Below are 22855 nucleotides of genomic sequence, written 5' to 3'. Positions count from 1 at the left end.
GCTAATGCAGAACATCGCTCCCGACACACGACCGCGCTACCGCGAGAGGCTCTCGCCGAGCCTCTGGCTCCTGGTGACGGTGGCTCTCGCAGGCCCGATGGTGTCGCTCATCTTCATCCCGCTCGGCTCAGCGACCTTCGCGCTGATCATCGGCGCGGCGGTCTCTGCGCTGCTCGTGATCGCGCTCGTCGCCGCGGCACCGCTGGTCTCGGTCGAGGAGGGCATCCTCCGTGCGGGGCGGGCGCACATCGCCTGCCACCATCTCGGCGATCCGGTGGCACTCACCGGCGAGGAGGCCCGACAGGCGCGGGGCCCTGGGCTCCCCGCACGGGGATGGCACATGATCCGAGGCGGGATCGACGGCATCGTCGTCGTTCCCAATCTCGACGTCGATGATCCGGTCGACGCGTGGACCATCTCGACGCGCACGCCTGACCGACTCGCGGCGGCGATCCGTCACGCGCGGGACTGACCCACACAGACGAACGCGCCCCTGACCGGATGGTCAGAGGCGCGCGGAGCGTCGCTCGGATGCGCTCAGGCGGCGCACTCCTTGCAGATGGGGCCGGAAGCTCCCTCGTGGTCGAGCTGAGAACGGTGCTTCACCAGGAAGCAGTTCATGCAGGTGAATTCGTCCTGCTGCGCGGGCAGCACGACGACGTCGAGTTCGAGGTCGGAAAGGTCGGCGCCAGGAAGATCGAAGCTGGACGGGTTGTCCGCGTCCTCGTCTCCCGAGGAGCCGGAGAGCTTGTCCGGCACACGCTCCTTGAGGGCTTCGATCGACTCGGAGTCGTCTTCACTCTTGCGGGGAGCGTCGTAGTCGGTTGCCATGTGGTGAATCTCCACTTTCATGCGAGTGGGTGGTACGCCGTCGGGGTAATCGGCGGCCATAGTTTGCACGACCTCGGGACAATAAGCAAATGCCCGTGGGTGCGACAGAGCAAACTGGCGGCGCGCCCAGAGTATTCCCGGCTCCGGGCACGGCCCCGTGACACCATGAATGCACACCCATCAGAGGGGCATTCGCATGGAAAACGTCACCATCGTCGGCACAGAAGCAGGAGTCCTGGTACTCGCAACCGAGTCGGGCGAGCGGTTCGCGCTGCCCATCGACGACGTCCTGCACCGCGAGATCAGACGGGCGACCCGTCAGGGCGAGCCCACGCCGCAGCGTCTCGCAGCGAGCCCCCGCGACATCCAGGCGCAGATCCGCGCCGGACTCACCGCCCCCGAGGTCGCCGAACTGCTCGGGATCACCGTCGAGGACGTGGCACGTTTCGAAGGCCCGGTTCTCGCGGAACGCGAGCACATCATCGGTCAGGCCCTCGCCGTTCCGGTGCTGATCGGCAGCGAGGTCGAGCCCGACGCGCAGCCGACGTTCGGCACCGCCATCCGGGCGAAGCTCAGCGATGTCGAGGCATCGGCGGAGCGCTGGGCGAGCTGGAAAGACGAGAACGGCTGGATCATCAAGCTCGAGTTCGCGGCGAACGAGGTCGAGCATGATGCCCGGTGGAGCTTCGACCCGCGGCGCAGTGCCCTCGCACCGCTGAACGCCGATGCCACCCAGCTCTCTCGCCAGGGCTCGCTGCCGGAGGGACTCATTCCTCGTCTGCGCGCGGTCGAGAGCGAGCGCCAGACATCGCCGTACAAGGACGAGAGCCGCTTCGACTCCGGTGCCTTCGGCCCCCGCCTCGTCCCCGCCCCGGAGATCGTCGAAGACGCCGCCCTGCCCGAGCGCTCCCCCGCATCTGTCCAGGATGCGGCGACCAAGCGTGCTCCGGAGTCGCAGACCACCAGTCCGGAGACAGCGGACCTGCTCGAGGCCCTGCGCCGCAGACGAGGTCAGCGCGAGACTGCGCCGATCCTCGACGACGACGTCTTCGGAGTCGACAACGACCCGATCGCGATCTTCGATGCACTGCAGCAGACAGGCCCGATCGACGACACCAGCGCAGCGCCGGACCCCGCACCCGAGCCCAGCGGTTCGGACAGCAGCGGCCGACGCAAGCGACGCAACGCGATGCCGTCATGGGACGAGATCGTGTTCGGAGCGCGCACCGACGAGTAGTCCGGCCTTCGCGACGGCGGAGTGAGGCTCAGCGCACGAAAGCGCCGAAGCGGATCAGCGGCACCTGTCGCTCCTCCGGCGTGATTCCACCGTGCTGGCCGATCATTCCCCGGTTTCTCTGGTCGGGCGCCGTGCCGTCGTACACGGCGCCGTTCCCGCGCGCCACCACGAGGAGATCCCCGATCCGCGATGCGGCGTCGTCCGTCACCACGGGACCGAAGAACCCCGCGTCGATCGCCTGCCCGCGTGTGCCGACGTCTGCGAGGCCGTCGAGGTCTCGTGACCATCGCGCTGCCGTGTCGTCGACGTCCGCCTCATCATCGAGATAGACGTGCAGCATCCGCGGCTCGCCTCCGATGGCATGGACACCCTGAAGGTGCTCGGCCTCGAGAACGATCTGCCGCTGAGCCGGAACGTCGACCATCCCATGATCGGATGTGACGACGACGCCGACGCCGGGAGGCACCCGACGTGCGAGAGCACCGTCGATCTCCTCCAGCGCCGTCACCCATTCGTGGGAGGCCACGCCGTGCCTGTGTCCTGCCTTGTCGGCCTCGGGCAGGTAGCAGTACACGAGAGAGCCCGGATGCCGTTCGGCGAGATCGTACGCGGTCGCGATGCGTTCGGCAGGGGTGTCCGCCGCGACGAACTCGGCGCCGCGCAACGTGGCGCGCGTGAATCCGCTGTGCGCATAGGCGGCCACGCCCACCGCGAACGCCGGACGCCCCTCGGAGCGGGCACGCTCGAAGATCGTCGGCTTCGCCTGCCACGTCGCCGGGTCCAGTCCCTCCGACTCCCATCCCGTCAGCTGATTCACGAGCACATCACGAGACGGATCGAGGACGCGGTACCCGACCAGGCCGTGCTCACCGGGCCACGCGCCCGTGAGAAGACTCGTCAGAGCAGCAGCCGTGGTCGACGGGAACACGGAATGCGCCACATCCTTCTTCGCCATCCCCCCGGTGAGGGTTCGTGCGTGACCGGCGTGCGCCCGGAGTCCGATCGCCCCGAGCCCGTCGATCAGCACCAGCACGACCGAGGTGGCGCGCGGCAGATGCGCCGACTCCCCGCGGAGAGCGGCGAACAGGTCGTCCGCCACCCCGACGAGGCTCCGGGCGGTGGGCGACTCGGACGGTAGCATGAGGGACATCCGAGCCAGTCTGACACAGGCTCCCCTACGACCTCAGCCTCGCACCATTCAGGATGGCCATGCCGAAGACCCCGCCGCCCGAGCTCGCTCCGGAGAGAATCCAGGACATCGATCTCGAGAGCGAGATGCAGGGCTCGTTCCTCGAGTACGCCTACTCGGTCATCTATTCGCGTGCGCTCCCGGATGCCCGCGACGGCCTCAAGCCCGTGCAGCGCCGCATCCTGTATCAGATGGCCGAGATGGGGCTGCGTCCCGATCGCGGTCACGTGAAGAGCGCCCGTGTCGTCGGCGAGGTGATGGGAAAGCTGCACCCGCACGGCGACTCGGCGATCTACGACGCGCTGGTGCGCCTCGCCCAGGACTTCGCTCTGCGCGTGCCGCTCGTCGACGGTCACGGCAACTTCGGCTCGCTCGATGACGGACCGGCCGCAGCCCGATACACGGAGGCGCGTCTCGCCGCTCCGGCGATGGCACTCACCGAGAACCTCGATGAGGACGTCGTCGACTTCGTGCCAAACTACGACGGCCAGTTCCAGCAGCCTGCGGTTCTCCCCGCGGCCTTCCCGAATCTTCTCGTCAACGGTGCGAGCGGCATCGCGGTCGGCATGGCGACGAACATGGCGCCACACAACCTCATCGAGGTCGTCGCGGCGGCGACCCATCTGCTCGAGAACCCCGATGCGACGACCGAAGAGCTCATGGAGTTCGTGCCCGGCCCGGACTTCCCGTCAGGCGGCATCCTCATGGGGCTCGACGGCGTCAAGGATGCATATGCGAACGGTCGCGGTGCTCTGAAGGTGCGCGGCAAGGTCTCGATCGAATCCCTGGGGCCGCGCCGCACCGGCATCATCGTCTCCGAGCTGCCGTACATGGTCGGTCCTGAACGCCTCATCGAGAAGATCCGCGACGCGGTGCAGTCGAAGAAGCTGCAGGGCATCAGCGACGTCACCGACCTCACCGATCGCAATCACGGTCTGCGTGTCGCCATCGGCATCAAGACGGGGTTCGACCCGAACGCCGTGCTCGAGCAGCTGTACCGCCTGACCCCGCTGGAGGACTCCTTCAGCATCAACAACGTCGCCCTCGTCGGCGGGCAGCCCCGCACGCTCGGGCTGAAGGAGATGCTCAGCGTCTACGTTGCGCATCGCCTCGAGGTGATCACGCGGCGCAGCCGGTACCGCCTCGCACGCCGCGAAGAGCGTCTGCACCTCGTCGAGGGACTGCTGATCGCGATCCTCGACATCGACGAGGTCATCCAGGTCATCCGCTCATCCGATGACTCCGAGCAGGCTCGAACGCGTCTGCGCTCGGTCTTCGATCTCAGCGAGCTGCAGGCCGAGTACATCCTCGAACTGCGCCTGCGTCGACTCACGAAGTTCTCGCGTATCGAGCTCGAAGCCGAGCGGGACTCGCTGCTCGCCGAGATCGCACGGCTCCGCGAGCTGCTCGCGAGCGACGTGCTGCTGCGGGCCGCCGTCGCCACAGAGCTGGATGCCGCGGCCGACGCATACGGCACGCCCCGACGCACCCTTCTGATGAATGCGGCGCCCCCGAAGCCGCGCGCATCGAAGGGCGCGACAGCCGACCTGCAGATCGCCGACGCGCCGACCGTCCTCGTGCTCTCCACGACGGGTCGCGCAGTGCGCGTCGACCTCGCCGAGGGGCAGGAGCTGACCGTGCCCGCCCGTCGGAGCAAGCACGACGCCATCCTGACGACGGTCGAGACGACGGTGCGGGCCGACATCGGGGCACTGACGACCGAGGGACGCGTGCTGCGGTTCTCCCCCGTCGATCTGCCGTCCGTGCCATCGTCGTCCGTCCAGCTCGCCGCCGGTACTCCGCTGCGCGACTACCTCGGGATCACGACCCGCGGTGAACGGATTCTCGAGTTCATCCGGTTCGACAGCGACGTGCCTGTGGCGCTCGGAACCGCCCAGGGCATCGTGAAGCGCATCGTCCCGTCGACGCTGCCCGTACGGCCCGATCTCGAGGTCATCGGCATGAAGCCCGGAGATTCGGTCATCGGTGCCATGGAGGCTCGTGACGAGGCCGACCTCGTCTTCGTGACGACCGATGCCCAGCTCCTGCGATTCTCCGCCTCGGTCGTCCGCCCACAGGGCGCGCCGGCGGGCGGCATGGCGGGGATCAAGCTCAGCTCGGGCTCGACCGTCCTGTTCTTCGGGGCGGTGCCGCCGGAGACCGATGCAGTGGTCGCGACCGTCTCGGGTTCCGACAGCAGCCTGCCCGGGACCGAACCGGGCCGCGCAAAGGTGTCGTCGTTCACGGAGTACCCGTCGAAGGGCCGCGCCACCGGCGGTGTGCGCGCCCACGCCTTCCTGAAGGGCGAGGACCGGCTCATGATCGCGTGGGTGGGCCCCAACCCGGCACAGGCCGTGGACCCGACCGGAGCCGTGCGCAAGCTCCCCGAGCCCGGCGCTCGTCGCGATGCGTCCGGTCAGCCGATCGACGGCGTGATCGGGAGCATCGGCCGCACCCTGGTCTGAGAGCGTTCGCCGTCAGCCGGACCGTCGTCGACGCTGAGCGTCGTCAGATGCGGAGCGCGAGGATGTTCGCGGTGAGGCCGGCGGCGGTTCCGCAGAGGATCACGATGTCATCCGACGCGAGTCGACCGCTGTCCAGTGATCGCGCGAGCATGAACGGCACCGAAGCGGAGACCATGTTGCCGAACGCGGCGACCTCGTCGACGCGCCGCTCAGCCGGGATGCCGAGGCGGTCGAGCATCGGCCCGAGTGCCGCGGACGCCTGGTGCGGCACCCACAGGGCGACGTCGTCGTACGAGATGCCCGACGCGCGATGGAAGTCGCCGAAGAACTCCGGGAGCACCCGCATCATCCCGAGCAGCGCCCGACGTCCGTCCATGTCGAAGAGATAGTCCGCCGCGTCGCTCTGCGCGAACCGCTGCGCGGGCGACCGCGACAGCCCTCCCCTGATCTCGGTGTCATGGGCGTACGCGGGCCAGGTGCGCTGAGCGGTCGCCATCACTCCGCGCCCGGGTCGGGCGGAGCGCCGCAGGACGAAGGCGGCGCCCGCGTCGCTGAACAGCTCGAAGCTCTCACGCTGCTCCGGATTGAGGAAGCGCGTGCCCACGTCGCCCGCGAACACGAGGATCGTCTCGTGGTCGCCGGCATCGAGATATCGCGAAGCCACGTCGAGCGCCGTGATGAAGCTGGTGCAGGTCGAGTTCACATCGAAGGCGGCCGCGTGCCCGGTGAGCGTGAGTCGCTCGAGCACGAGTGCCGCAGTGCAGGGGATCGGCTGGATTCCGGCGGCCGAGGCACCGAGCACCAGGTCGACCTCGTCTGCTGTGATGCCCGCGGCGTCCAACGCCCGCTCACACGCGTCGACCAGCATGTCGAGATGCGACACATGATCCTCGATGCGATAGCGCACGTCGTCGCCGAAACGCACGGTACGTGCGGGCAGAGAAGTTCCCCATCCCCTGATCTCGCAGCTCTTCACCATCTCCGGTCCCCCCATTCCTGCACGACTCGGCGCAGCTTGACCGCCCCGTCGCTCACGTAATCGACGAAGACGAGCTCAGGCCGTTCGCAGTGCAGTCGATCGGCCAGCGCGTCGACCTCGTCGGTGACGCGGCGCCGAGATCGATCATCGACCGTGTCGAGCGCGATCTCCAGCCGCGACTCACCGGTCTGCGTCACTCGATACTCATCGAATCCGTCGGCGTGGATCAGAGCCCGCGTGATCACGTCGGCGAAGACCGGGATGCTGCGACCGTCGAGTCTCCGGAAGACGAGGGTGTCCCCTTCCCGTCCCTCGATCCGCTCGATCGCGGTGAGAGCACTTCCGCACGGGCACGGTTCACGCCGTTCACGGAGGACGTCGCCCAGTCGGTAACGCACGATCGGCTGGGCGCGGCGACGCAGATCCGTCACGATCGGCGTGAAGCGCTCACCGTCCAGCGCTTCGCGTTCGACCAGCACACCGTCTTCGTTGAGATGGATCACGCCCTTTTCGCAGGTGTGGGCGAGGAATCCTTCCGTGCACTGGTAGAGCTGATGAATCCTCCTCTGGACGAGCGACTTCCGGATGCGCTGCTCATCCGACATCTCGAGCACCTCTGCGACCGAGTACACCTTCTGCGGGAACGCGTCGAACCGACGGGAATCGGCGGCCCGCGCGATCACCCGCAGCACGGAAGGCGGTGCGACGAGGATGGTCGGCCGGTACTCGTGGAGTCGGTCGATGTTCTCATCCATGTCCGCATAGACGTCGAAGTAGCGGAACGACACAGCCTTCGATCCCACCGACTCGTAGAGCGTGTTGTCCGCGCGCAGGAAGAGCGCGATCCGGTGCCCGAGCAGCATCCCGCGCGGGAGCGTGCGCGCGAGCACGGTGCCCACCCAGGCGTCGCGCTCGGCATCGCTGACGATGAACAGTCCACGGTGCCCGCTCGTGCCGCTGGAGAGCCCGACGGAGTTCGGCCCGAGGTCGGTGCTAAACGAGCGAGCACGCTCGTTCGCGATCGCGAGCGCGAGTGCGGCATCACGGGAGACACCGACCGTGTTGATCTCGTCGAAGCGGCTCATCATGATGCTCTTATCCATGAGTGGCAGGTCCGCGAAAGAACGCGTCTTCAGCAACTCTCCGAAGTACGGCGATCGTCGCCGCAGGAACCGCACATGCGCGGCCAGCAGGCGTCTCTGGCGTCGATCGACCGCCGCTCGTGTGCGCATCGGACGGAACCACCGCACCATCGCGAACTCGCGCAGGATCCGCAGCTTGCCCATCAGTCGATCAGATCCTTCGCGTCGAGCGGATCATGGCTGCAGGCGACCCGGATCCCCTCCTCGGCGAGTCGTCGCAGCCTCTCCGCCGTGTCGGCGTAACGGCCTGCGTCGTGCTGGATGGCCCGTGGCAGCGCTCGCAGCCTCGATGAGACGTCGAGGAGATCACTCCCCCACGCGGCATCCCCGGCGAGCAGCACCCGACCGTCGACCAGCGCACCGAGATGACCGTCGGCATGTCCGGGAAGATCCAGCACGAGGTACGACCCGTCACCGAGCAGGTCGTGGGCCCGGAGTTCGACCGAGCCGATGCGGACCCGACGGAACGACTCCTCCTCCAGCACGATCCGAGCGCCGCGCGGGAACCACTCGGGGAACAGCCCGGGCAGCACGCCCGAGCGCAGTCGGGGGCTAAGCAGCGTGCGCTCATGCCCCGCGCTGAGCACGAAGGTCGCTCCGGGAAAGCGCCGGACTCCTCCGACGTGATCCGGGTGCAGGTGAGACAGGACGACATGCGTGACGGACGCCGCATCGATGCCGTCCGCGGAGAGCTGCGCCGCGATGTCGTCACTGTCGACGACATGCGGAGGCAGAAGCCGCCGATACACGTCGCCGCGCCACCCCGTGCGCCAGGCACCCGTCGCATATCCCGTGTCGAAGAGCACGCGACGACCGTCTTCGGCGTCGTAGAGGAAAGCGCCCGAGGGGAACTCGCGCCGACCGGCGGTGACACCGCGGAACATCGCGCCGACGTCGTGAGACGTGCTGCCGCAGACGTAGTGACGCAGGCGCCCCGTCACGAGCCGGCCTTCAGATGCGCGGCGACCGCGACGAGCGCATCGTCCAGGGAGACCTCCGGCCGATAGCCGAGATCCTCCCTCGCCCGTGAGATGTCGAGGGTCTGCGAGTAGGCGATCGTGCTCAGGGTGTACCGGGTCAGCGGGGGTTCCGGTCGACCGGGGATCAGGGAGCAGACCGCTTCCAGCGTCGATGCGAGAGCCCAGGCGATCCGTCTGTTCAGGGGGCGGAAGCGCGGCTGCTCCCCCAGCAGGGTGAGCAACGTCGTCAGCAGATCGCGGAATCGGCGGGGATCGCCGTTCGAGATGTTGTACACCCCGCCCGCGGCGTCTCCCCGGGTGATCGCGAGTCGGAGCGCGGATGCCACGTTCTCGACGGCCGTGACGTCGATCAGGTTCTCCCCGCCCCCGAAGAGGGGCACCCCGACCCTGGCGTGCACGTCCAGCAGCCTCGGAACCAGGCTCGGGTCGCCGGCGCCGATGAGGCCACGGGGCCGGAGGATCACGAGCTCCTCGACCTCCTGCGCATCGAGTGCATCGAGGAGCAGATCCTCCGCCGCGATCTTCGAACGGATGTAGCCGTTCAGACGGTTGGTGCGGTCGACCTCGGACTCGCGGATGTCGAGGCGGTCGCGGTTCGCGGCGTAGACGCTCGGCGACGACACATGCACGAGCCGCCGCACGTGATTGCGCCGTGCGAACTCCACGACATGGCGAGTACCTGCGACGTTGGCCTCGTGGAACTCCTTCCACGAGCCCCAGGGAGTCGACAGCGCCGCACAGTGGATGACGGCGTCGACCGGAAGTTCCCGCGACGGGAGAGAAGCGAGATCTCCCACGACCCGGTGTCGCTCGTCGGCGACGCGGGCGAGGGCCGCCGCATTCCGCCCGGCGGCGAAGACCTCGTAGTCGTGTCGGTGCAGCTCGTGCACGACGTAGCCACCGAGGAACCCGCTCGCCCCCGTCACCAGCACACGGGCTCCGGACATGCACCTCACGATAGCCGCCCTATTGTGGTCGAGTGCGCATCGCCATGGTCACCGACTACTACCTGCCGACACTGGGCGGAGTGCAGACCGTGATCAAGGCACATCGAGAGGCCCTCGAAGACGCGGGACACGAGGTGTTCGTGTTCTGTCCCCTGTCGGGACCGAGCGACGATGAGCACATCGTGCGATTGCCCACCGCCCGCGGTTTCGCACCCGACGGGTACCCGTTCACCTGGACGCCCTCAGCCGCTGCGGGCGTGCTGCTCGAGGGGCTGCGCCGCCACGCGATCGACATCGTGCACGTGCACACCGAGATGTTCGCCGCTCTCGCAGGATTCGAGGCCGCACGGGCCCAGGGTATTCCGGTCGTGCAGACCATGCACGGGCGCATCGACGTCTACACACGCTCGGTGCTGCCGCTTCCCTCCGTCACGACGATCCCGCTCGCCGCGATGCATCGCCGCCGCATGAGCCACGACACGGCGCAGCTCGATCCGACGACTCCGTACACCGCCACGCGGACGGCGAGGCGGATGTGGCGGCTGATGGTGGGCCAGGCGAACCATGCCGATCACGTCATCGTCCCCTCTCGGCACTTCGCTTCGAAACTCGTCGACCAGGGGGTCCGGACGCCGCTGACCGTGCTGTCCAACGGCTTGGAGGACTCGGTGTTGACGGAGGTCGGTATTCCCCTCGCACGCGTGGTCGAGCCGGGTGAGGACCTGCGGGTGGTGTGGTGCGGACGACTGTCGCCGGAGAAGCGCCCCGAGGTCTTCCTCGACGCAGTCCGGCGGCTGACCGGCATCCGCGCCGAGATGTTCGGCGACGGAGTCGCGAGGACTCGAGTGGCCGCGGCTTCCGCCGACCTGCCGGAGGGACGACTGACCGTGCACGGCGCAGTACCGCAGTCCCGAGTTCTCGCGGGCATGCGCGATGCGCATGTGCTCGTCTCGAGCTCTCTCGACTTCGACAATCAGCCGATGGTGATCCTCGAGGCGATCGCCGCAGGCCTCCCGGTGGTCGTCTCCGACCCCGACCTGGCGGAGATGCTTCCGGCGGGCGGCGGAGCGGTGACCAGCACGCCGGACGCCGACGGACTCGTCGCGACCCTCCGAGAGCTCCGCGACGACCCCGCCAGGATCACGGCGATGAGCACCGCAGCGATCGCCCACCGCGACCGGGTCGCCCAGCACGCTCATCTTGACGCGCTGCTCGGGGTCTACCGCTCGGTCCTGCCGCCGTCGCGATGAGAGTCAGGCGTCGATGGCCTCGCGCGAGAGCCGATCGGACGACTCGATGATGAACTCACGCCGCGGCGCGACCTCGTTGCCCATCAGGAGTTCGAACACGCGCCCCGCTGCCTCCGCGTCCTCCATCCGGACTCGGCGGAGCAGACGTCCGCCGCGATCCATGGTGGTGGTCGCCAGCTGCTCGGCATCCATCTCACCGAGGCCTTTGTAGCGCTGGATGGGCTCGTGCCACTTCTTGCCGGCCTTGCGCAGCTTGGTCAGGAGCGCATGCATCTCCTGCTCGCTGTACGTGTAGATCGTCTCGTTCGGCTTGGAGCCGGGGTTCATCACGATGACCCGGTGCAGCGGCGGCACGGCGGCGAAGACGCGCCCATGTTCGATGAGCGGTCGCATGTAGCGGTAGAACAGCGTGAGAAGCAGCGTGCGGATGTGCGCGCCGTCGACATCCGCGTCGCTCATCAGGATCACCTTGCCGTAGCGTGCGGCATCGATGTCGAAGCTTCGACCGGAGCCGGCGCCGATCACCTGGATGATCGAGGCGCACTCGGCGTTCGAGAGCATGTCGCCGACCGATGCCTTCTGCACGTTGAGGATCTTCCCTCGGATCGGCAGCAGCGCCTGGAACTCGCTGTTGCGCGCGTTCTTGGCCGTGCCCAGCGCCGAGTCTCCCTCGACGATGAAGAGCTCGCTGCGGTCGACCTCGTTCGTCCGGCAGTCGACGAGCTTCGTCGGCAGGGTCGACGACTCCAGAGCGTTCTTCCGACGCTGCGTCTCCTTGTGAGCGCGGGCCGAGACGCGCGCCTTCATCTCGGCGACGACCTTGTCGAGCAGTTGCGTGGCCTGGCTCTTGTCATCGCGCTTCGTCGACGCGAACCGCGCGGCCAGGTCCTTGCGGAGCACCTGTGCGACGATCTGGCGCACGGCGGGGGTACCGAGCACCTCCTTCGTCTGTCCCTCGAACTGGGGCTCGGGCACGTTCACGGTGAGCACGGCGGTGAGACCCGCCAGTACGTCATCCTTCTCGACCTTGTCGTTGCTGCCGACCTTGAGTCGGCGCGCGTTCTGCTCGACCTGCGCACGCAGCAGCTTGAGCAGCTCCTGCTCGAAGCCCTGCTGGTGCGTGCCGCCCTTGGGGGTGGAGATGATGTTGACGAACGAGCGGGTCACCGTGTCGTAGCCCGTTCCCCACCGCATCGCGATGTCGACGGCGCAGACGCGCTCGACCTCGGTCGCGACCATGTGTCCGTCCGCCTGCAGCACGGGGACCGTCTCTGTGAAGGTCCCCTCCCCCTGGATGCGCCAGGTGTCGGTGACCGGCGCATCGGTCGCGAGGTACTCGACGAACTCCGAGATGCCACCCTCGTAGTGGTAGGAGGTCTCGTCGACCTGGGCGGCCTCGTCGCCCTCGCCCGTCGCGCGGGCATCCTTCACGACGATCTCGAGCCCGGGCACGAGGAACGCCGTCTGGCGCGCTCGCGTCTCGAGTTCGTTGAGCTGGAAGGCGGCGTCCTTGGTGAAGATCTGCCGGTCGGCCCAATACCGCACGCGAGTGCCGGTCGCGCCACGGGGCGCCTTTCCGATCACACGCAGCTCGCTCTTCTGCTCGAACGGCGTGAACGGCGCATCGGGGCGCTTCTCGCCCTTGTCGGCGAAGAGCCCGGGCTCACCGCGGTGGAAGGACATCGCGTACGTCTTGCCGCCACGGTCGACCTCGACGTCGAGGCGCTCCGAGAGGGCGTTGACGACGGAGGCGCCGACGCCGTGCAATCCGCCGGATGCCGCGTACGAACCGCCGCCGAACTTGCCTCCCGCGTGCAGCTTGGTGAAGACGACCTCGACACCGGTGAGGCCGGTGCGCGGCTCGACGTCGACGGGGATGCCGCGACCTCGGTCATGGACCTCGACGCTGCCGTCGGAATGCAGGATCACGTCGATCTTCGACCCGTTGCCCGCCACGGCCTCGTCGACGGCGTTGTCGATGACCTCCCACAGGCAGTGCATCAGACCCGGCGACCCGTTCGACCCGATGTACATACCGGGGCGCTTGCGGACGGCCTCGAGCCCTTCGAGCACCTGGAGATGATGGGCGGAATACTCGGCGGTCACAATCTCCGAGTCTATTCGCGCAGTGGGCCGGAGCCGCGCAGACACTCCCCGCGGGCCACCACACGACCGGCGCCGCGTACGCGCTGAGCGAAACACGCCGCAAAGCGGGCATGCACACAGGAATCGCGTGGTTGTATTGAACACGCCCAACCAGCGAACCCGACACTCAAGGAGGCACCGTGATGAACGCAACGACCGAACGAGAGACCTCCGCCGTCGAGTTCCGCCTGACCGCTATGGATCGCTGCGATTCCTGTGGCGCTCAGGCCTACATCGCGGCCGAGGTCAACGGCTCCGAACTGCTCTTCTGCGCCCACCACGGCCGCAAGTACGAAGAGAAGCTCCGCAGCATCGCCACCAGCTGGCACGACGAGACCGCTCGCCTGATCGACTGATCGCAGCCCTCGTCGAGAACGGGGCCCGTCGTACGTCGGGCTCCGTTTTCCATGTCACGACGCTCTTCGCCTCATGAGACGATGACGCGCCGCACACGGGGAGTGAGCCTCGTGAGGACTTCCTCACCCACGGTGTCGATCCGCTCGGCGAGACCGGTGGCGCTCTGCTCGCCGTGCTCGCCGCTGCCGAACAGCGCGACTTCGTCGCCCACCGCGGCCCCGGGCCAGCCGGCCACGACGGACGACGTCTCGCCCACGCTCCGCAGCTCTCGGGCTCCGGCCGGCGTTCCGACCTCGGCACCGACGAGCGTCGACGGGATGCCGTCGAAGGAGCCGATCGCGATCACCACGTCATCGCCGAGCACTCGAGTCACCGCGGCCGACAGCTCGGCGACGGGCGCGATCCCGTCGAGCTCCGGACCCTCAGCCGATCTGATGCCGTAGCAGAAGGCCCCGATACGCGAGAGGGTGCCCCGGAGCTCCGGCCGCCACCACGACGCCGCCGAGGCTGTCAGGTGCAGCACCTCGGGCGTCGCGCCGGACTCGCCGGAGACGCGGACCGCCTCGAGGAACACTGCGCGCGCGTCGTCGTCCTCGGCGTCACTGGCCTCCGCGAGGTGGCTCCAGATGCCGACGAACGCGGCGAGCCCCTGGCGCTCCGCAGCGCGGAGGACCGCGACGGTGTCCTCCCATTCCTCCGGCAGCAGGCCGTTGCGGTGCAGACCCGAATCGATCTTGAGATGGATCCGCGCGCGCGTGCCGAGCGCCCTCGCCCGCTCTATGACGCGATCGAGGTACTCCGCGGTTCCGACGCCGAGGTCGATGTGATGCGCCAGCGCCTCGTCGATCTCGTCATCCGTCGACGTCACCCACGCGAAGATCCGGCCGTCGGATCCGAGCAGGCGTCGCATCTCGACGCCGCTGGCGATGTCGTACGACCCGTACCACTCGATCCCTGCATCGCGCGCCGACTCCACCGCCCAGGTCAATCCGTGACCGTACGCGTCATCCTTGAACACCATCATCAGCTGCGAGGGAGCGATCCGCTCACGCACGGCGCGGATGTTCCCGACGAGTCGATCGGTGTGCAACCGCAGCTCGGGACGACTCATGCCTCCCACCCCCGGTCGGCGTGGGTGCCCGCGACGGTGATCAGCTCCGACACCGAGAGTCCCGTGATCGCGCTCCAGCGGGCGAGTGCGGGCGCCACCGCTCCGGTGCCGCCGAAGTACGTGGCCTCGGCGCCGACGGAGACCTCGTGCACTCCGAGATCGACGACGCAGACGTCCATCGCGACACGCCCGACGATCGGGAGGACGGCTCCCCCGATCTCGACGTGCGCCGCATTGCCGAGCGCGCGCACGACCCCCTGCGCGTAGCCCCCGGTGATGAGGGCTGCGGTCGTGGCATCGGTCGCTCGGTAGGTGTAGCCGTAGGAGACCGCGTCGCCCGCCTTGAGCGGCTTCGTCGACAGCACGCGCCCGATCAGACGCATCACGGGCCTCGTCCGGAGCGCACCCTCGGCATCGGGCAGACCATAGAGCAGACGGGCATCGATGTCGGCGGTCCCGTCGGTGGTCGCTTCGATCCCCTCGAGCGCGAGCGTCTCGGCCTCCTCCTCCGAGTCCACGAGCACGGCGCCTGCACCTGCCGCGGTGACCGCGTGGGCGACGGCGAGCACTCCGTGCCCCCAGGCGTCGCGCCGCAGGTCCGCCAGGTGCCCGCCGGCGGCCACCGCTGCCGACGCGCCCGAGGCGAGAGCAGATCGGGAGATCATCGCGCGCGGGCGGGAGGAGGAAGTCGTCTCACACACGCCCTCCAGCCTAACCCGGGCCTTCCAGGTTGCCCTGAGCCTCCCCCGTAGACTGGTGCAGTACCCGACCCTGGAGATCCATGTCACGCTTTTCCCCCGTGCCCCGCGTCCGCTATCTGCTCGCGCGCGCCCGTCGCATCGATGTCGCCTCGGTCGTCGAGCGGGCCAAGGAAGCCTCTGCGCAGCACGGCAAGGCCGTGCCGGTCGTGGTCGCGGACATGCTGTGGTCGGCCGGTCGTCACAACGTCGGTTTCCAGGACTACATCGACTACGACTTCGCCATCCTCACCAAGGCGGAGCGCGACACGTACATGACGCACCCGGTCTCGAACGAGATCTCCCAGAAGTACGATCACCCCGACTACCGCCACCTCTTCCACGACAAGGCCGAGTTCAACGGACGCTTCGACGCCCTGCTCAAGCGCGAGTGGATGATGATCGTCGAAGGCAACGCCGACGAGCTTCGCGATTTCACCGAGCGGCAGGGCACGATCGTCGTCAAGGAGACCCACGGCCAGGCGGGCACGGGTGTCCACCGCTACCACGCGGCCGACGTCACCGACTGGAACGCGTTCCACGCCGAGCTGCTCGGCAAGAACCAGGTTCTCGTCGAGGAGGTCATCCGTCAGCACGCCGATCTCGCGGCCGTGTGCCCCGGAACCGTCAACACCACCCGCGTCACGGCGTTCTTCGACGGCGAGAAGACCCACATCCTCGCCATGGCCCAGAAGTTCGGTCGCGGCGCCGTGAGCGACCAGATGAGCTTCGGCGGCTTCTACACGATGCTCGACGAGAACGGCCATTCGGTCGGCCCCGGCTACGACTCGCACGGGCACGTCCACGTGACCCACCCGGACTCCGGCTTCCCGATCGCCGAGTTCCAGCTGCCGATGATCGACGAGGTGAAGAAGTTCGTCGACCAGGCCGCCAGGGTCGTGCCGCAGGTGCAGTATGTCGGGTGGGACATCGTCGTCACTCCGGAGGGCCCGGTGCTCGTCGAAGGCAACTGGGGCGCTGGCGTGTACGAGAACAAGCCCAGCGTCACCGGCATCCGCACCGGTCACAAGCCGCGCTATCAGGCCGCGATCGGCTTCTGAGCCGCGGCGACGGCATACGAGGAAGGCCCGGATGCTGAGCATCCGGGCCTTCCTCGTATCAGATCACGCAGTCGCGGTCAGACCGCGCGGACGATGCCCATCGGTGTGGACTGTGTCGCCTGACCGAGCGGGTTGTCGCCGAGGATCTGGACGAGGCGACGTTCGCCGGCCTTGTCGAGCGTCGAGCCGAGGATGTTCCCGCCGATGTCGTTGATGTCGACGACCGCCACGTCGACGTCGGCGCCGACCAGCTTCTGCACGCGGAGGGCGACCTCACGCGGGTTCTTCGGTCCGAGAACAACGGCCTCGTTATAGGGAGGGATCGTGTTCTTCGTCGGCCCGTCGATCGCGCGCGCCTTGTCGCCGGCGATGCGGTAGAAGTCGCCGCGTCGACCGAACGCCTTGGTGATCACCGAGACTCCGGCGGCGAACAGGATGCGGAGAGTGCCGCACTCGCGCAGCGCCATCTCCATGGTCTCGGGCATGCCGAGGCCGATCCCGTACGACGTGCGCACCACGTACTTCGAGAGGAAACGTGCGAGAGGTCGCGGCGTGATCTCGTCGAGGCGGTACGACCGCCCCTGCGTGATCGCCACGATCTTCTCGGTCACGAACAGCAGGTCGCCCGGCTGCACGGCATCCTTCGCGTACTCCGTGATGACGGCGTCGAGGTCGTCGTTCGGCATCACGACGCGCGTCTTCAACGGGATGCGAGCGTAGCTCGTGCCGTCGACCGTCGCTTCGAGAGCCTTGCCTTCGTTCGCCTGCATCACTCGAGGTAGTCCCGCAGCGACTGCGAGCGGCTCGGGTGGCGCAGCTTCGCCATCGTCTTCGACTCGATCTGGCGGATGCGCTCACGCGTCACGCCGAACGTGTCACCGATCTGGTCGAGCGTCTTCGGCTGTCCGTCGCCGAGTCCGAAGCGCATGCGGATGACTCCCGCTTCGCGCTCGGACAGCGAGTCGAGCAGCTGCTCGAGCTGGCGCTGCAGCATCGTGAACCCGACGGCATCCGCGGGAACGACGGCCTCGGTGTCCTCGATGAGGTCACCGAACTCGCTGTCTCCGTCTTCACCGAGCGGGGTGTGCAGAGAGATCGGCTCGCGGCCGTACTTCTGCACCTCGACGACCTTCTCCGGCGTCATGTCGAGCTCGCGGCTCAGCTCTTCGGGAGTGGGTTCGCGACCCAGGTCCTGGAGCATCTGACGCTGCACGCGCGCGAGCTTGTTGATGACCTCGACCATGTGCACGGGAATACGGATGGTGCGGGCCTGGTCGGCCATCGCGCGGGTGATCGCCTGACGGATCCACCAGGTGGCGTACGTCGAGAACTTGAAGCCCTTGGTGTAGTCGAACTTCTCGACCGCGCGGATCAGACCGAGGTTGCCCTCCTGGATCAGGTCCAGGAACTGCATGCCGCGGCCGGTGTAGCGCTTCGCGAGGGAGACGACGAGACGGAGGTTGGCACCGAGCAGGTGGCTCTTCGCGCGCTGTCCGTCGCGGGCGACCCACTGCAGGTCGAGTCCGAGCTGGCTCGTCTTCTCGGCGGCCGACATCGCGGAGAGCTTCTCCTCCGCGAACAGACCGGCCTCGATGCGCATCGCGAGCTCGACCTCTTCGGCCGCGTTGAGGAGCGCGACCTTTCCGATCTGCTTCAGGTAGTCCTTGACCGGGTCGGCGGTGGCGCCGGTGATCTGGGTCGAGTAGACCGGGACGTCCTCATCGTCGTTCGACGAGATGACGATCGCGCCGGTGGGCAGCGGTTCGGTGAACTTGGGCTTGGAGTCCTCGTCCTCCTCCTCGGCCGCCTCTGCGACGGGAGCCTCGTCATCTTCGACGATGTCGTCCGCCTTCTTCTTCTTCGCGGGGGCGCGCTTGGCAGCGGCGCGCTGCGCGGCGGTCTTCGGGGCAGGCTTCTCAGCCACCTCCTCGACCTTCGCCTCGCCCTCCGGAGCTTCAGCGGTCTTCTTCGTCCGGGTGTTCTTTGTCGTGGCAGGAGTCACGTTTCGCCTTTCACGGGGCCGCTGACGACCCCGGGACTTTTCGGACACTAGTAAGACCCTTGTCAAGTCGGATCTCCGAAAAGATCGATTGACAACGGGTCAGAGTCCTAGTATCGCACACGTGTGGGGATGCGGGTGCATTACGGCCGAGTTCGGCTCCGCGATGTGCCGTCCGACGTCGCTCGACGGTCAGCCTCGCCCCTGCTTGTCGTCATCACCGCTGGGACGAGAGGCGAGGTACCTCTCGAGCTCGGCAGCGAGTTCGTCGGCGCTGGGAAGGTCCCGCTCGTTGAAGCCACCCTCGTCGAAGCTGCCGTCCTCCGGATCGCGTCCCGCCATGTAGGCGTCATAGCGACGCTCGAGTCCGTGGACCATCTGCTGCAGCTCATCGTTGCCGATCACCTGCTCGTCGACCCGGTTCACGTAGGCCTCGCGGCTCTCACGGATCTCGTCGAGCATCAGCACCAGCCCCGTCGCCGCCATCAGGCGCTCGGCGGCAGTGATCACAGCATCCGGGTTCTCGGTCTCCGCGAGGTAGTGCGGCACGAGGAGGACGAAACCGACGACGCGATCCCCGCGCTCCGCGAACCGGAACTCGAGCAGGTGACCCGCGGTGGCCGGTACCTGGGTGCGCGGCCGCCAGACCGAGTGCGCGACCGTGAGCTCGCGGCGGTTGCCGCTCACCGTGGTGCCGATCGGGCGGGTGTGCGGCACCGGCATCGCGATCGAATGAACCCAGTTCAGTCCTGAGACCTCGAACTCGTCCGCGAGCTCGAGCACGGTGCGCGCGAACTCATTCCAGGCGAAGTCGGGCTCGTAGCCGGACAGCAGCAGGAACTTCTGGCCGAGTGCATCGGTCGCGAGCGCCAACTCGAGTCGTGCGGGCCGGAACTCGGTGAGGTGATCCTGGTCGAACGAGATCACCGGGCGTCGTGCGCGGTAGTCGAGCAGGACGTCATTGTCGAACACCGCGATCGGCTGCGGTGACGTGGTCTCGCGCAGGTGCTCGATGAGGCCGGAGACGGCGTTGCCGGCGTCGGTGAAGCCCGTCAGGAGCAGGACAAGCGGCAGCCCGCGCGGCACGGCCGGCGCGTTCGCGACACGTTCATGGATGTCTCCGGAGAAGGGCATGTCTCCATGCTACGAGCACGTTCCGACGGGAGGGCAGCGGGCGTCATGCTGAGAGCGAACACTCCGCTCCGCGATCCCGCCCGTGTCGATCCGTAGGATGGAGGGCATGACGCTTCCCGCGCTCTCGCGCACCTCAGATCAGTTCCCCGGAAGCGCTGCAGACGCCGCAGTGCTCGTCATCGCCGACATCTCGGACTCCTCCGAGTCGCTGTCCGGTCACCCCGGACTCGCCGCTTCGCTCGCGGCCGTCGGGTTCACCGGGTCGGCATCGGCGTTCACCCGCGTGTACGCCCCGGAGGTCACCGATCTTCCGTTCGCCGTCGTCGGCGTCGGACGCACCCCTGACGCCGGCACCGTGCGCACCGCGGTCGGCGCCGCCCTGCGGTCGCTGACCGGATTCGCGACCGTCTCCCTGGGCCTGGCCCCCGGACTCGAGGAGTTCGCGGATGCCGCCGCAGAGGGTGCCGTGCTCGGCGGCTACCGCTTCGAGGGCTACCGCCGCGACGCGGGCAAGAGCCGCGCGACATCGGTGATCCTGCACGCCGATCTCGACGAGACCGCGCAGGCACGCGCCGTCGCCGCAGGAGAAGCCGTCGCGCTCATCAAGGACCTCGTGTTCGTTCCGGCGGAGTGGCAGAGTCCCGCACAGCTGGCGCAGAGCGCCGCCGACAGCGTGGCGGGCCTCGACGTCACGGTCGAGATCCTCGACGAGAAGGCGCTCGCCGAGCAGGGCTTCGGGGGCATCCTCGGGGTCGCACAGGGATCCGACCGCCCCGCGCGTCTGGTGCGCCTCGACTACGCGCCCGAGAACGCCGTCCGCCACATCGCGCTGGTCGGAAAGGGCATCACGTTCGACACCGGCGGCCTGTCCCTCAAGCCCGCGGCGTCGATGGTCGGCATGAAGTTCGACATGGCGGGGGCCGCGACGAGCGTCGCCGCGGTGCGGGCCATCGCCACTCTGGGCCTCCCGGTGCGCGTCACGGCTTGGCTGTGCATCACCGACAACATGCCGTCGGGCCGGGCGCTGCGCCCGGGCGACGTCATCAGGATGCTGGACGGCACGACGGTCGAGGTCCCGAACACGGATGCCGAGGGCCGACTGGTCATGGCCGACGGTCTTGTCGCCGCGAGCCGTGAGAATCCGGATGTGATCATCGACGTCGCGACGCTGACCGGCGCGATCGTCATGGCCCTCGGCCACCGGCACACGGGCGTCTTCGGCGACGACGGGGTCGTGAAGGAATTCCTCGCCGCGGCGGAGGCCGCAGACGAGCTCGCCTGGCACATGCCGCTGCCCGACCACATGGAGGACTCCCTCGACTCCCCCATCGCCGACATGCAGAACGCGAACATGAGCGACCGCATGGGCGGGGCGTCGTACGCCGGACTCTTCCTGCGTCGGTTCGTCGGTCGCGTCTCGGACGAGAAGGACGCACCGCGCATCCCGTGGGTGCATCTCGACATCGCCGGATCCGGCGAGCACAACGGTGCGCCGTACGGCTTCACCGACAAGGGCCCCACGGGCGCCATGGTCCGATCGATCATCGCGTTCGCCGACGCATCCCACCAGGAGGCATGACCATGACAACGCACACCTTCGACATCGTCGTCCTGGGAGGCGGGAGCGGCGGATATGCGGCCGCCCTGCGTGCGAGCGAGCTCGGCAAGTCCGTCGCCCTCATCGAGAAGGACAAGGTCGGCGGCACCTGCCTGCACCGCGGCTGCATCCCCACGAAGGCGCTGTTGCATGCCGCTGAGGTCGCGGAGCACGTGCGCGACGCCGCTCACGTCGGCATCTCCGCGACGCTGGAGGGTATCGATCCCGCGGGCGTCCGCGCCTACCGCGAGGGCATCGTCGCGAAGAAGTACAAGGGTCTCGAAGGACTCGTGAAGGCACGTGGCATCACCACCGTCGCCGGACTGGGCCGCCTCAACGCCGATCGCTCGGTCGGCGTGGGCGACGACGTCTACGTGGGCACCGACGTGGTCCTCGCCACCGGCTCCTACAGCCGCACGCTGCCGGGCCTCCAGATCGGCGGGCGCATCCTGACGAGCGAGCAGGCGCTGGCCCTCGATGTGATCCCCGAGCGCGTGCTGATCCTCGGCGGCGGCGTCATCGGCGTCGAGTTCGCGAGCGTGTGGCGCTCGTTCGGCACCGAGGTCACGATCATCGAGGCTCTGCCGCACCTCGTCCCCAACGAGGACATCGCCATGAGCAAGGGCCTGGAGCGTGCCTTCCGCCGCCGCGGCATCCAGTATTCGCTCGGCACCCGCTTCCAGACCGCCACCCAGGACGAGGGCTCGGTCACCGTCACCCTCGAAGACGGCAAGGAGTTCTCGGCCGACTACCTCCTCGTCGCGGTCGGTCGCGGTCCGGTGACCGCCGACCTCGGTTTCGAAGAGGCGGGAGTCGCCCTTGATCGAGGGTTCGTCACGGTCGACGCGGATCTGCGCACCGGTGTTCCCGGCGTGTGGGCAGTCGGCGACATCACTCCTGGGCTTCAGTTGGCGCATCGCGGCTTCCAGCAGGGAATCGCCGTCGCGGAGCGGATCGCGGGGCTCTCGCCTGCGAACGTCCCCGACGTGCAGATCCCGAAGGTGACGTACTCCAGTCCCGAGGTCGCCTCCGTCGGCGTGACCGAGGAAGCCGCCGTCGCGGAACACGGCGCGGACGCCGTCGTCGCCTACGAATACAACCTCGCCGGCAACGGCAAGAGCGAGATCATCGGCACGAGTGGGCTCGTCAAGGTCGTGCGGCTGAAGGACGGGCCGGTCGTGGGCGTCCATCTGCTGGGCGACCGCGTGGGCGAGCTCATCACGGAGGGCCAGTTGGCCGTCGCCTGGGAAGCGCATCCGGAGGACATCGCACCCCTGATCCACGCGCACCCCACGCAGAGCGAAGCGCTCGGCGAAGCCTTCCTCGCTCTCGCCGGAAAGCCCCTCCACACCCTCTGAACACCAACCGGTGCGCAGTTCACTAAGCTAGTCACGCGTCATTTAACTTCTTGAAGGAGACTCAGTCATGAGCACATCCGTCGTCCTCCCCCCTCTCGGCGAGAGCGTCACAGAGGGTACGGTCACCCGCTGGCTCAAGCAGGTGGGAGACACCGTCCAGGCGGATGAGGGCCTGCTCGAGATCTCGACCGACAAGGTCGACACCGAGATCCCCTCCCCCGTGACCGGTGTGATCGAGGAGATCCTGGTCGCCGAGGACGAGACCGTCGAGGTCGGTGCGCTGCTCGCGCGCATCGGCGACGGCAGCGCTGCAGCACCCGCTGCTGACGCTCCCGC

At 68.0% G+C, this 22855-nt stretch carries 21 protein-coding genes; 9 read left to right on the top strand and 12 right to left on the bottom strand.

Translation table 11 applies throughout. The features are described from left to right. The first annotated feature begins 4 nt into the window (after nt 1-4). On the top strand, nt 5-472 hold the full coding sequence (locus RTM68_RS02790; protein ID WP_312168032.1) for a DUF3093 domain-containing protein: 468 nt from the start codon (nt 5-7) through the stop codon (nt 470-472). Between the two features lie 65 nt (nt 473-537). Here RTM68_RS02790 and RTM68_RS02785 read toward each other — a convergent pair whose 3' ends face one another. Further along, nucleotides 538-831 (bottom strand): DUF4193 domain-containing protein, encoded by a 294-nt coding sequence (locus tag RTM68_RS02785; protein WP_042540214.1) that lies wholly within the window; start codon nt 829-831, stop codon nt 538-540. Between the two features lie 196 nt (nt 832-1027). Here RTM68_RS02785 and sepH point away from each other — a divergent pair, with 196 nt between their 5' ends. Continuing rightward, nucleotides 1028-2068 (top strand): septation protein SepH, encoded by a 1041-nt coding sequence (gene sepH, locus RTM68_RS02780; protein WP_312168030.1) that lies wholly within the window; start codon nt 1028-1030, stop codon nt 2066-2068. A gap of 28 nt (nt 2069-2096) precedes the next feature. Here sepH and RTM68_RS02775 read toward each other — a convergent pair whose 3' ends face one another. Further along, nucleotides 2097-3218 carry an alkaline phosphatase family protein gene (locus tag RTM68_RS02775; RefSeq protein WP_312168028.1) on the bottom strand — a complete coding sequence of 374 codons (1122 nt, stop codon included), beginning with the start codon at nt 3216-3218 and terminating at the stop codon, nt 2097-2099. Between the two features lie 59 nt (nt 3219-3277). Here RTM68_RS02775 and RTM68_RS02770 point away from each other — a divergent pair, with 59 nt between their 5' ends. Next, complete coding sequence (locus tag RTM68_RS02770) at nt 3278-5722, top strand: DNA topoisomerase IV subunit A (protein WP_312168026.1); 2445 nt, start codon at nt 3278-3280, stop codon at nt 5720-5722. Nucleotides 5723-5765: 43 nt separating this feature from the next. Here RTM68_RS02770 and RTM68_RS02765 read toward each other — a convergent pair whose 3' ends face one another. The 4 genes from RTM68_RS02765 to RTM68_RS02750 are packed head-to-tail and all read right to left on the bottom strand — an operon-like array spanning nt 5766 to nt 9770. Then, nucleotides 5766-6701: a 3-oxoacyl-[acyl-carrier-protein] synthase III C-terminal domain-containing protein gene (locus RTM68_RS02765; protein WP_312168024.1), complete on the bottom strand. Its 936-nt coding sequence runs from the start codon at nt 6699-6701 to the stop codon at nt 5766-5768. Further along, on the bottom strand, nt 6695-7987 hold the full coding sequence (locus RTM68_RS02760; protein ID WP_312168022.1) for a F390 synthetase-related protein: 1293 nt from the start codon (nt 7985-7987) through the stop codon (nt 6695-6697). The genes RTM68_RS02765 and RTM68_RS02760 overlap by 7 nt, the downstream gene beginning before the upstream one ends. Next, on the bottom strand, nt 7987-8784 hold the full coding sequence (locus RTM68_RS02755; protein WP_312168021.1) for an MBL fold metallo-hydrolase: 798 nt from the start codon (nt 8782-8784) through the stop codon (nt 7987-7989). The genes RTM68_RS02760 and RTM68_RS02755 overlap by 1 nt, the downstream gene beginning before the upstream one ends. After that, nucleotides 8781-9770 (bottom strand): NAD-dependent epimerase/dehydratase family protein, encoded by a 990-nt coding sequence (locus RTM68_RS02750; protein WP_312168020.1) that lies wholly within the window; start codon nt 9768-9770, stop codon nt 8781-8783. Before RTM68_RS02750 ends, RTM68_RS02755 begins: the two co-directional genes overlap by 4 nt. Nucleotides 9771-9802: 32 nt before the next feature. On the opposite strand from RTM68_RS02750, the gene RTM68_RS02745 reads away from it, so the two are divergent. Continuing rightward, the gene (locus RTM68_RS02745) at nt 9803-11020 is read left to right on the top strand and encodes a glycosyltransferase (RefSeq protein WP_312168018.1); all 1218 of its coding nucleotides are present in this window, start codon (nt 9803-9805) and stop codon (nt 11018-11020) included. Between the two features lie 3 nt (nt 11021-11023). Here the strand turns inward: RTM68_RS02745 and RTM68_RS02740 are convergent, their stop codons facing one another. Beyond that, on the bottom strand, nt 11024-13126 hold the full coding sequence (locus RTM68_RS02740; protein WP_312168016.1) for a DNA topoisomerase IV subunit B: 2103 nt from the start codon (nt 13124-13126) through the stop codon (nt 11024-11026). A 182-nt stretch (nt 13127-13308) separates the two neighbouring features. Here RTM68_RS02740 and RTM68_RS02735 point away from each other — a divergent pair, with 182 nt between their 5' ends. Beyond that, complete coding sequence (locus tag RTM68_RS02735) at nt 13309-13521, top strand: hypothetical protein (RefSeq protein ID WP_042540282.1); 213 nt, start codon at nt 13309-13311, stop codon at nt 13519-13521. 71 nt (nt 13522-13592) lie between these two features. Here the strand turns inward: RTM68_RS02735 and RTM68_RS02730 are convergent, their stop codons facing one another. Together RTM68_RS02730 and RTM68_RS02725 are read right to left on the bottom strand one after the other, a co-directional pair. Beyond that, nucleotides 13593-14633, bottom strand: coding sequence for an alanine racemase (locus tag RTM68_RS02730; protein WP_312168014.1), 1041 nt, complete (start codon nt 14631-14633; stop codon nt 13593-13595). After that, a complete protein-coding gene (locus RTM68_RS02725; RefSeq protein ID WP_312168013.1) occupies nt 14630-15334 on the bottom strand; it encodes an alanine racemase C-terminal domain-containing protein in 705 nt (234 codons plus the stop codon). The genes RTM68_RS02730 and RTM68_RS02725 overlap by 4 nt, the downstream gene beginning before the upstream one ends. Before the next feature lie 80 nt (nt 15335-15414). Between RTM68_RS02725 and RTM68_RS02720 the strand changes: the two genes are divergently transcribed. Continuing rightward, nucleotides 15415-16431, top strand: coding sequence for a sugar-transfer associated ATP-grasp domain-containing protein (locus tag RTM68_RS02720; protein ID WP_194764014.1), 1017 nt, complete (start codon nt 15415-15417; stop codon nt 16429-16431). Nucleotides 16432-16508: 77 nt separating this feature from the next. On the opposite strand, the gene RTM68_RS02715 is transcribed toward RTM68_RS02720, so the two are convergent. The 3 genes from RTM68_RS02715 to RTM68_RS02705 all read right to left on the bottom strand — a co-directional run bounded on the left by RTM68_RS02715 (nt 16509) and on the right by RTM68_RS02705 (nt 19564). Then, complete coding sequence (locus RTM68_RS02715; RefSeq protein WP_312168010.1) at nt 16509-17201, bottom strand: coenzyme F420-0:L-glutamate ligase; 693 nt, start codon at nt 17199-17201, stop codon at nt 16509-16511. After that, nucleotides 17201-18433, bottom strand: a complete 1233-nt coding sequence (locus tag RTM68_RS02710) for an RNA polymerase sigma factor (RefSeq protein WP_312168009.1) — start codon at nt 18431-18433, stop codon at nt 17201-17203. Before RTM68_RS02710 ends, RTM68_RS02715 begins: the two co-directional genes overlap by 1 nt. A gap of 189 nt (nt 18434-18622) precedes the next feature. Beyond that, nucleotides 18623-19564 (bottom strand): PAC2 family protein, encoded by a 942-nt coding sequence (locus RTM68_RS02705; RefSeq protein ID WP_312168007.1) that lies wholly within the window; start codon nt 19562-19564, stop codon nt 18623-18625. A gap of 106 nt (nt 19565-19670) precedes the next feature. Here RTM68_RS02705 and RTM68_RS02700 point away from each other — a divergent pair, with 106 nt between their 5' ends. From RTM68_RS02700 to RTM68_RS02690, 3 genes are all read left to right on the top strand, one after another. Then, nucleotides 19671-21143 (top strand): leucyl aminopeptidase, encoded by a 1473-nt coding sequence (locus RTM68_RS02700; RefSeq protein ID WP_312168005.1) that lies wholly within the window; start codon nt 19671-19673, stop codon nt 21141-21143. A gap of 2 nt (nt 21144-21145) precedes the next feature. Then, nucleotides 21146-22519 (top strand): dihydrolipoyl dehydrogenase, encoded by a 1374-nt coding sequence (gene lpdA / locus RTM68_RS02695; RefSeq protein WP_312168004.1) that lies wholly within the window; start codon nt 21146-21148, stop codon nt 22517-22519. 67 nt (nt 22520-22586) lie between these two features. Next, the coding region (locus RTM68_RS02690; RefSeq protein ID WP_312168002.1) for a biotin/lipoyl-containing protein at nt 22587-22855 on the top strand (269 nt) is incomplete at its 3' end.

Source organism: Microbacterium sp. (assembly GCF_031988965.1).
Taxonomy (GTDB): domain Bacteria; phylum Actinomycetota; class Actinomycetes; order Actinomycetales; family Microbacteriaceae; genus Microbacterium.
The sequence above is the reverse complement of the archived record's forward strand: the minus strand, read 5'-3'. Positions and strand labels throughout refer to the sequence as shown.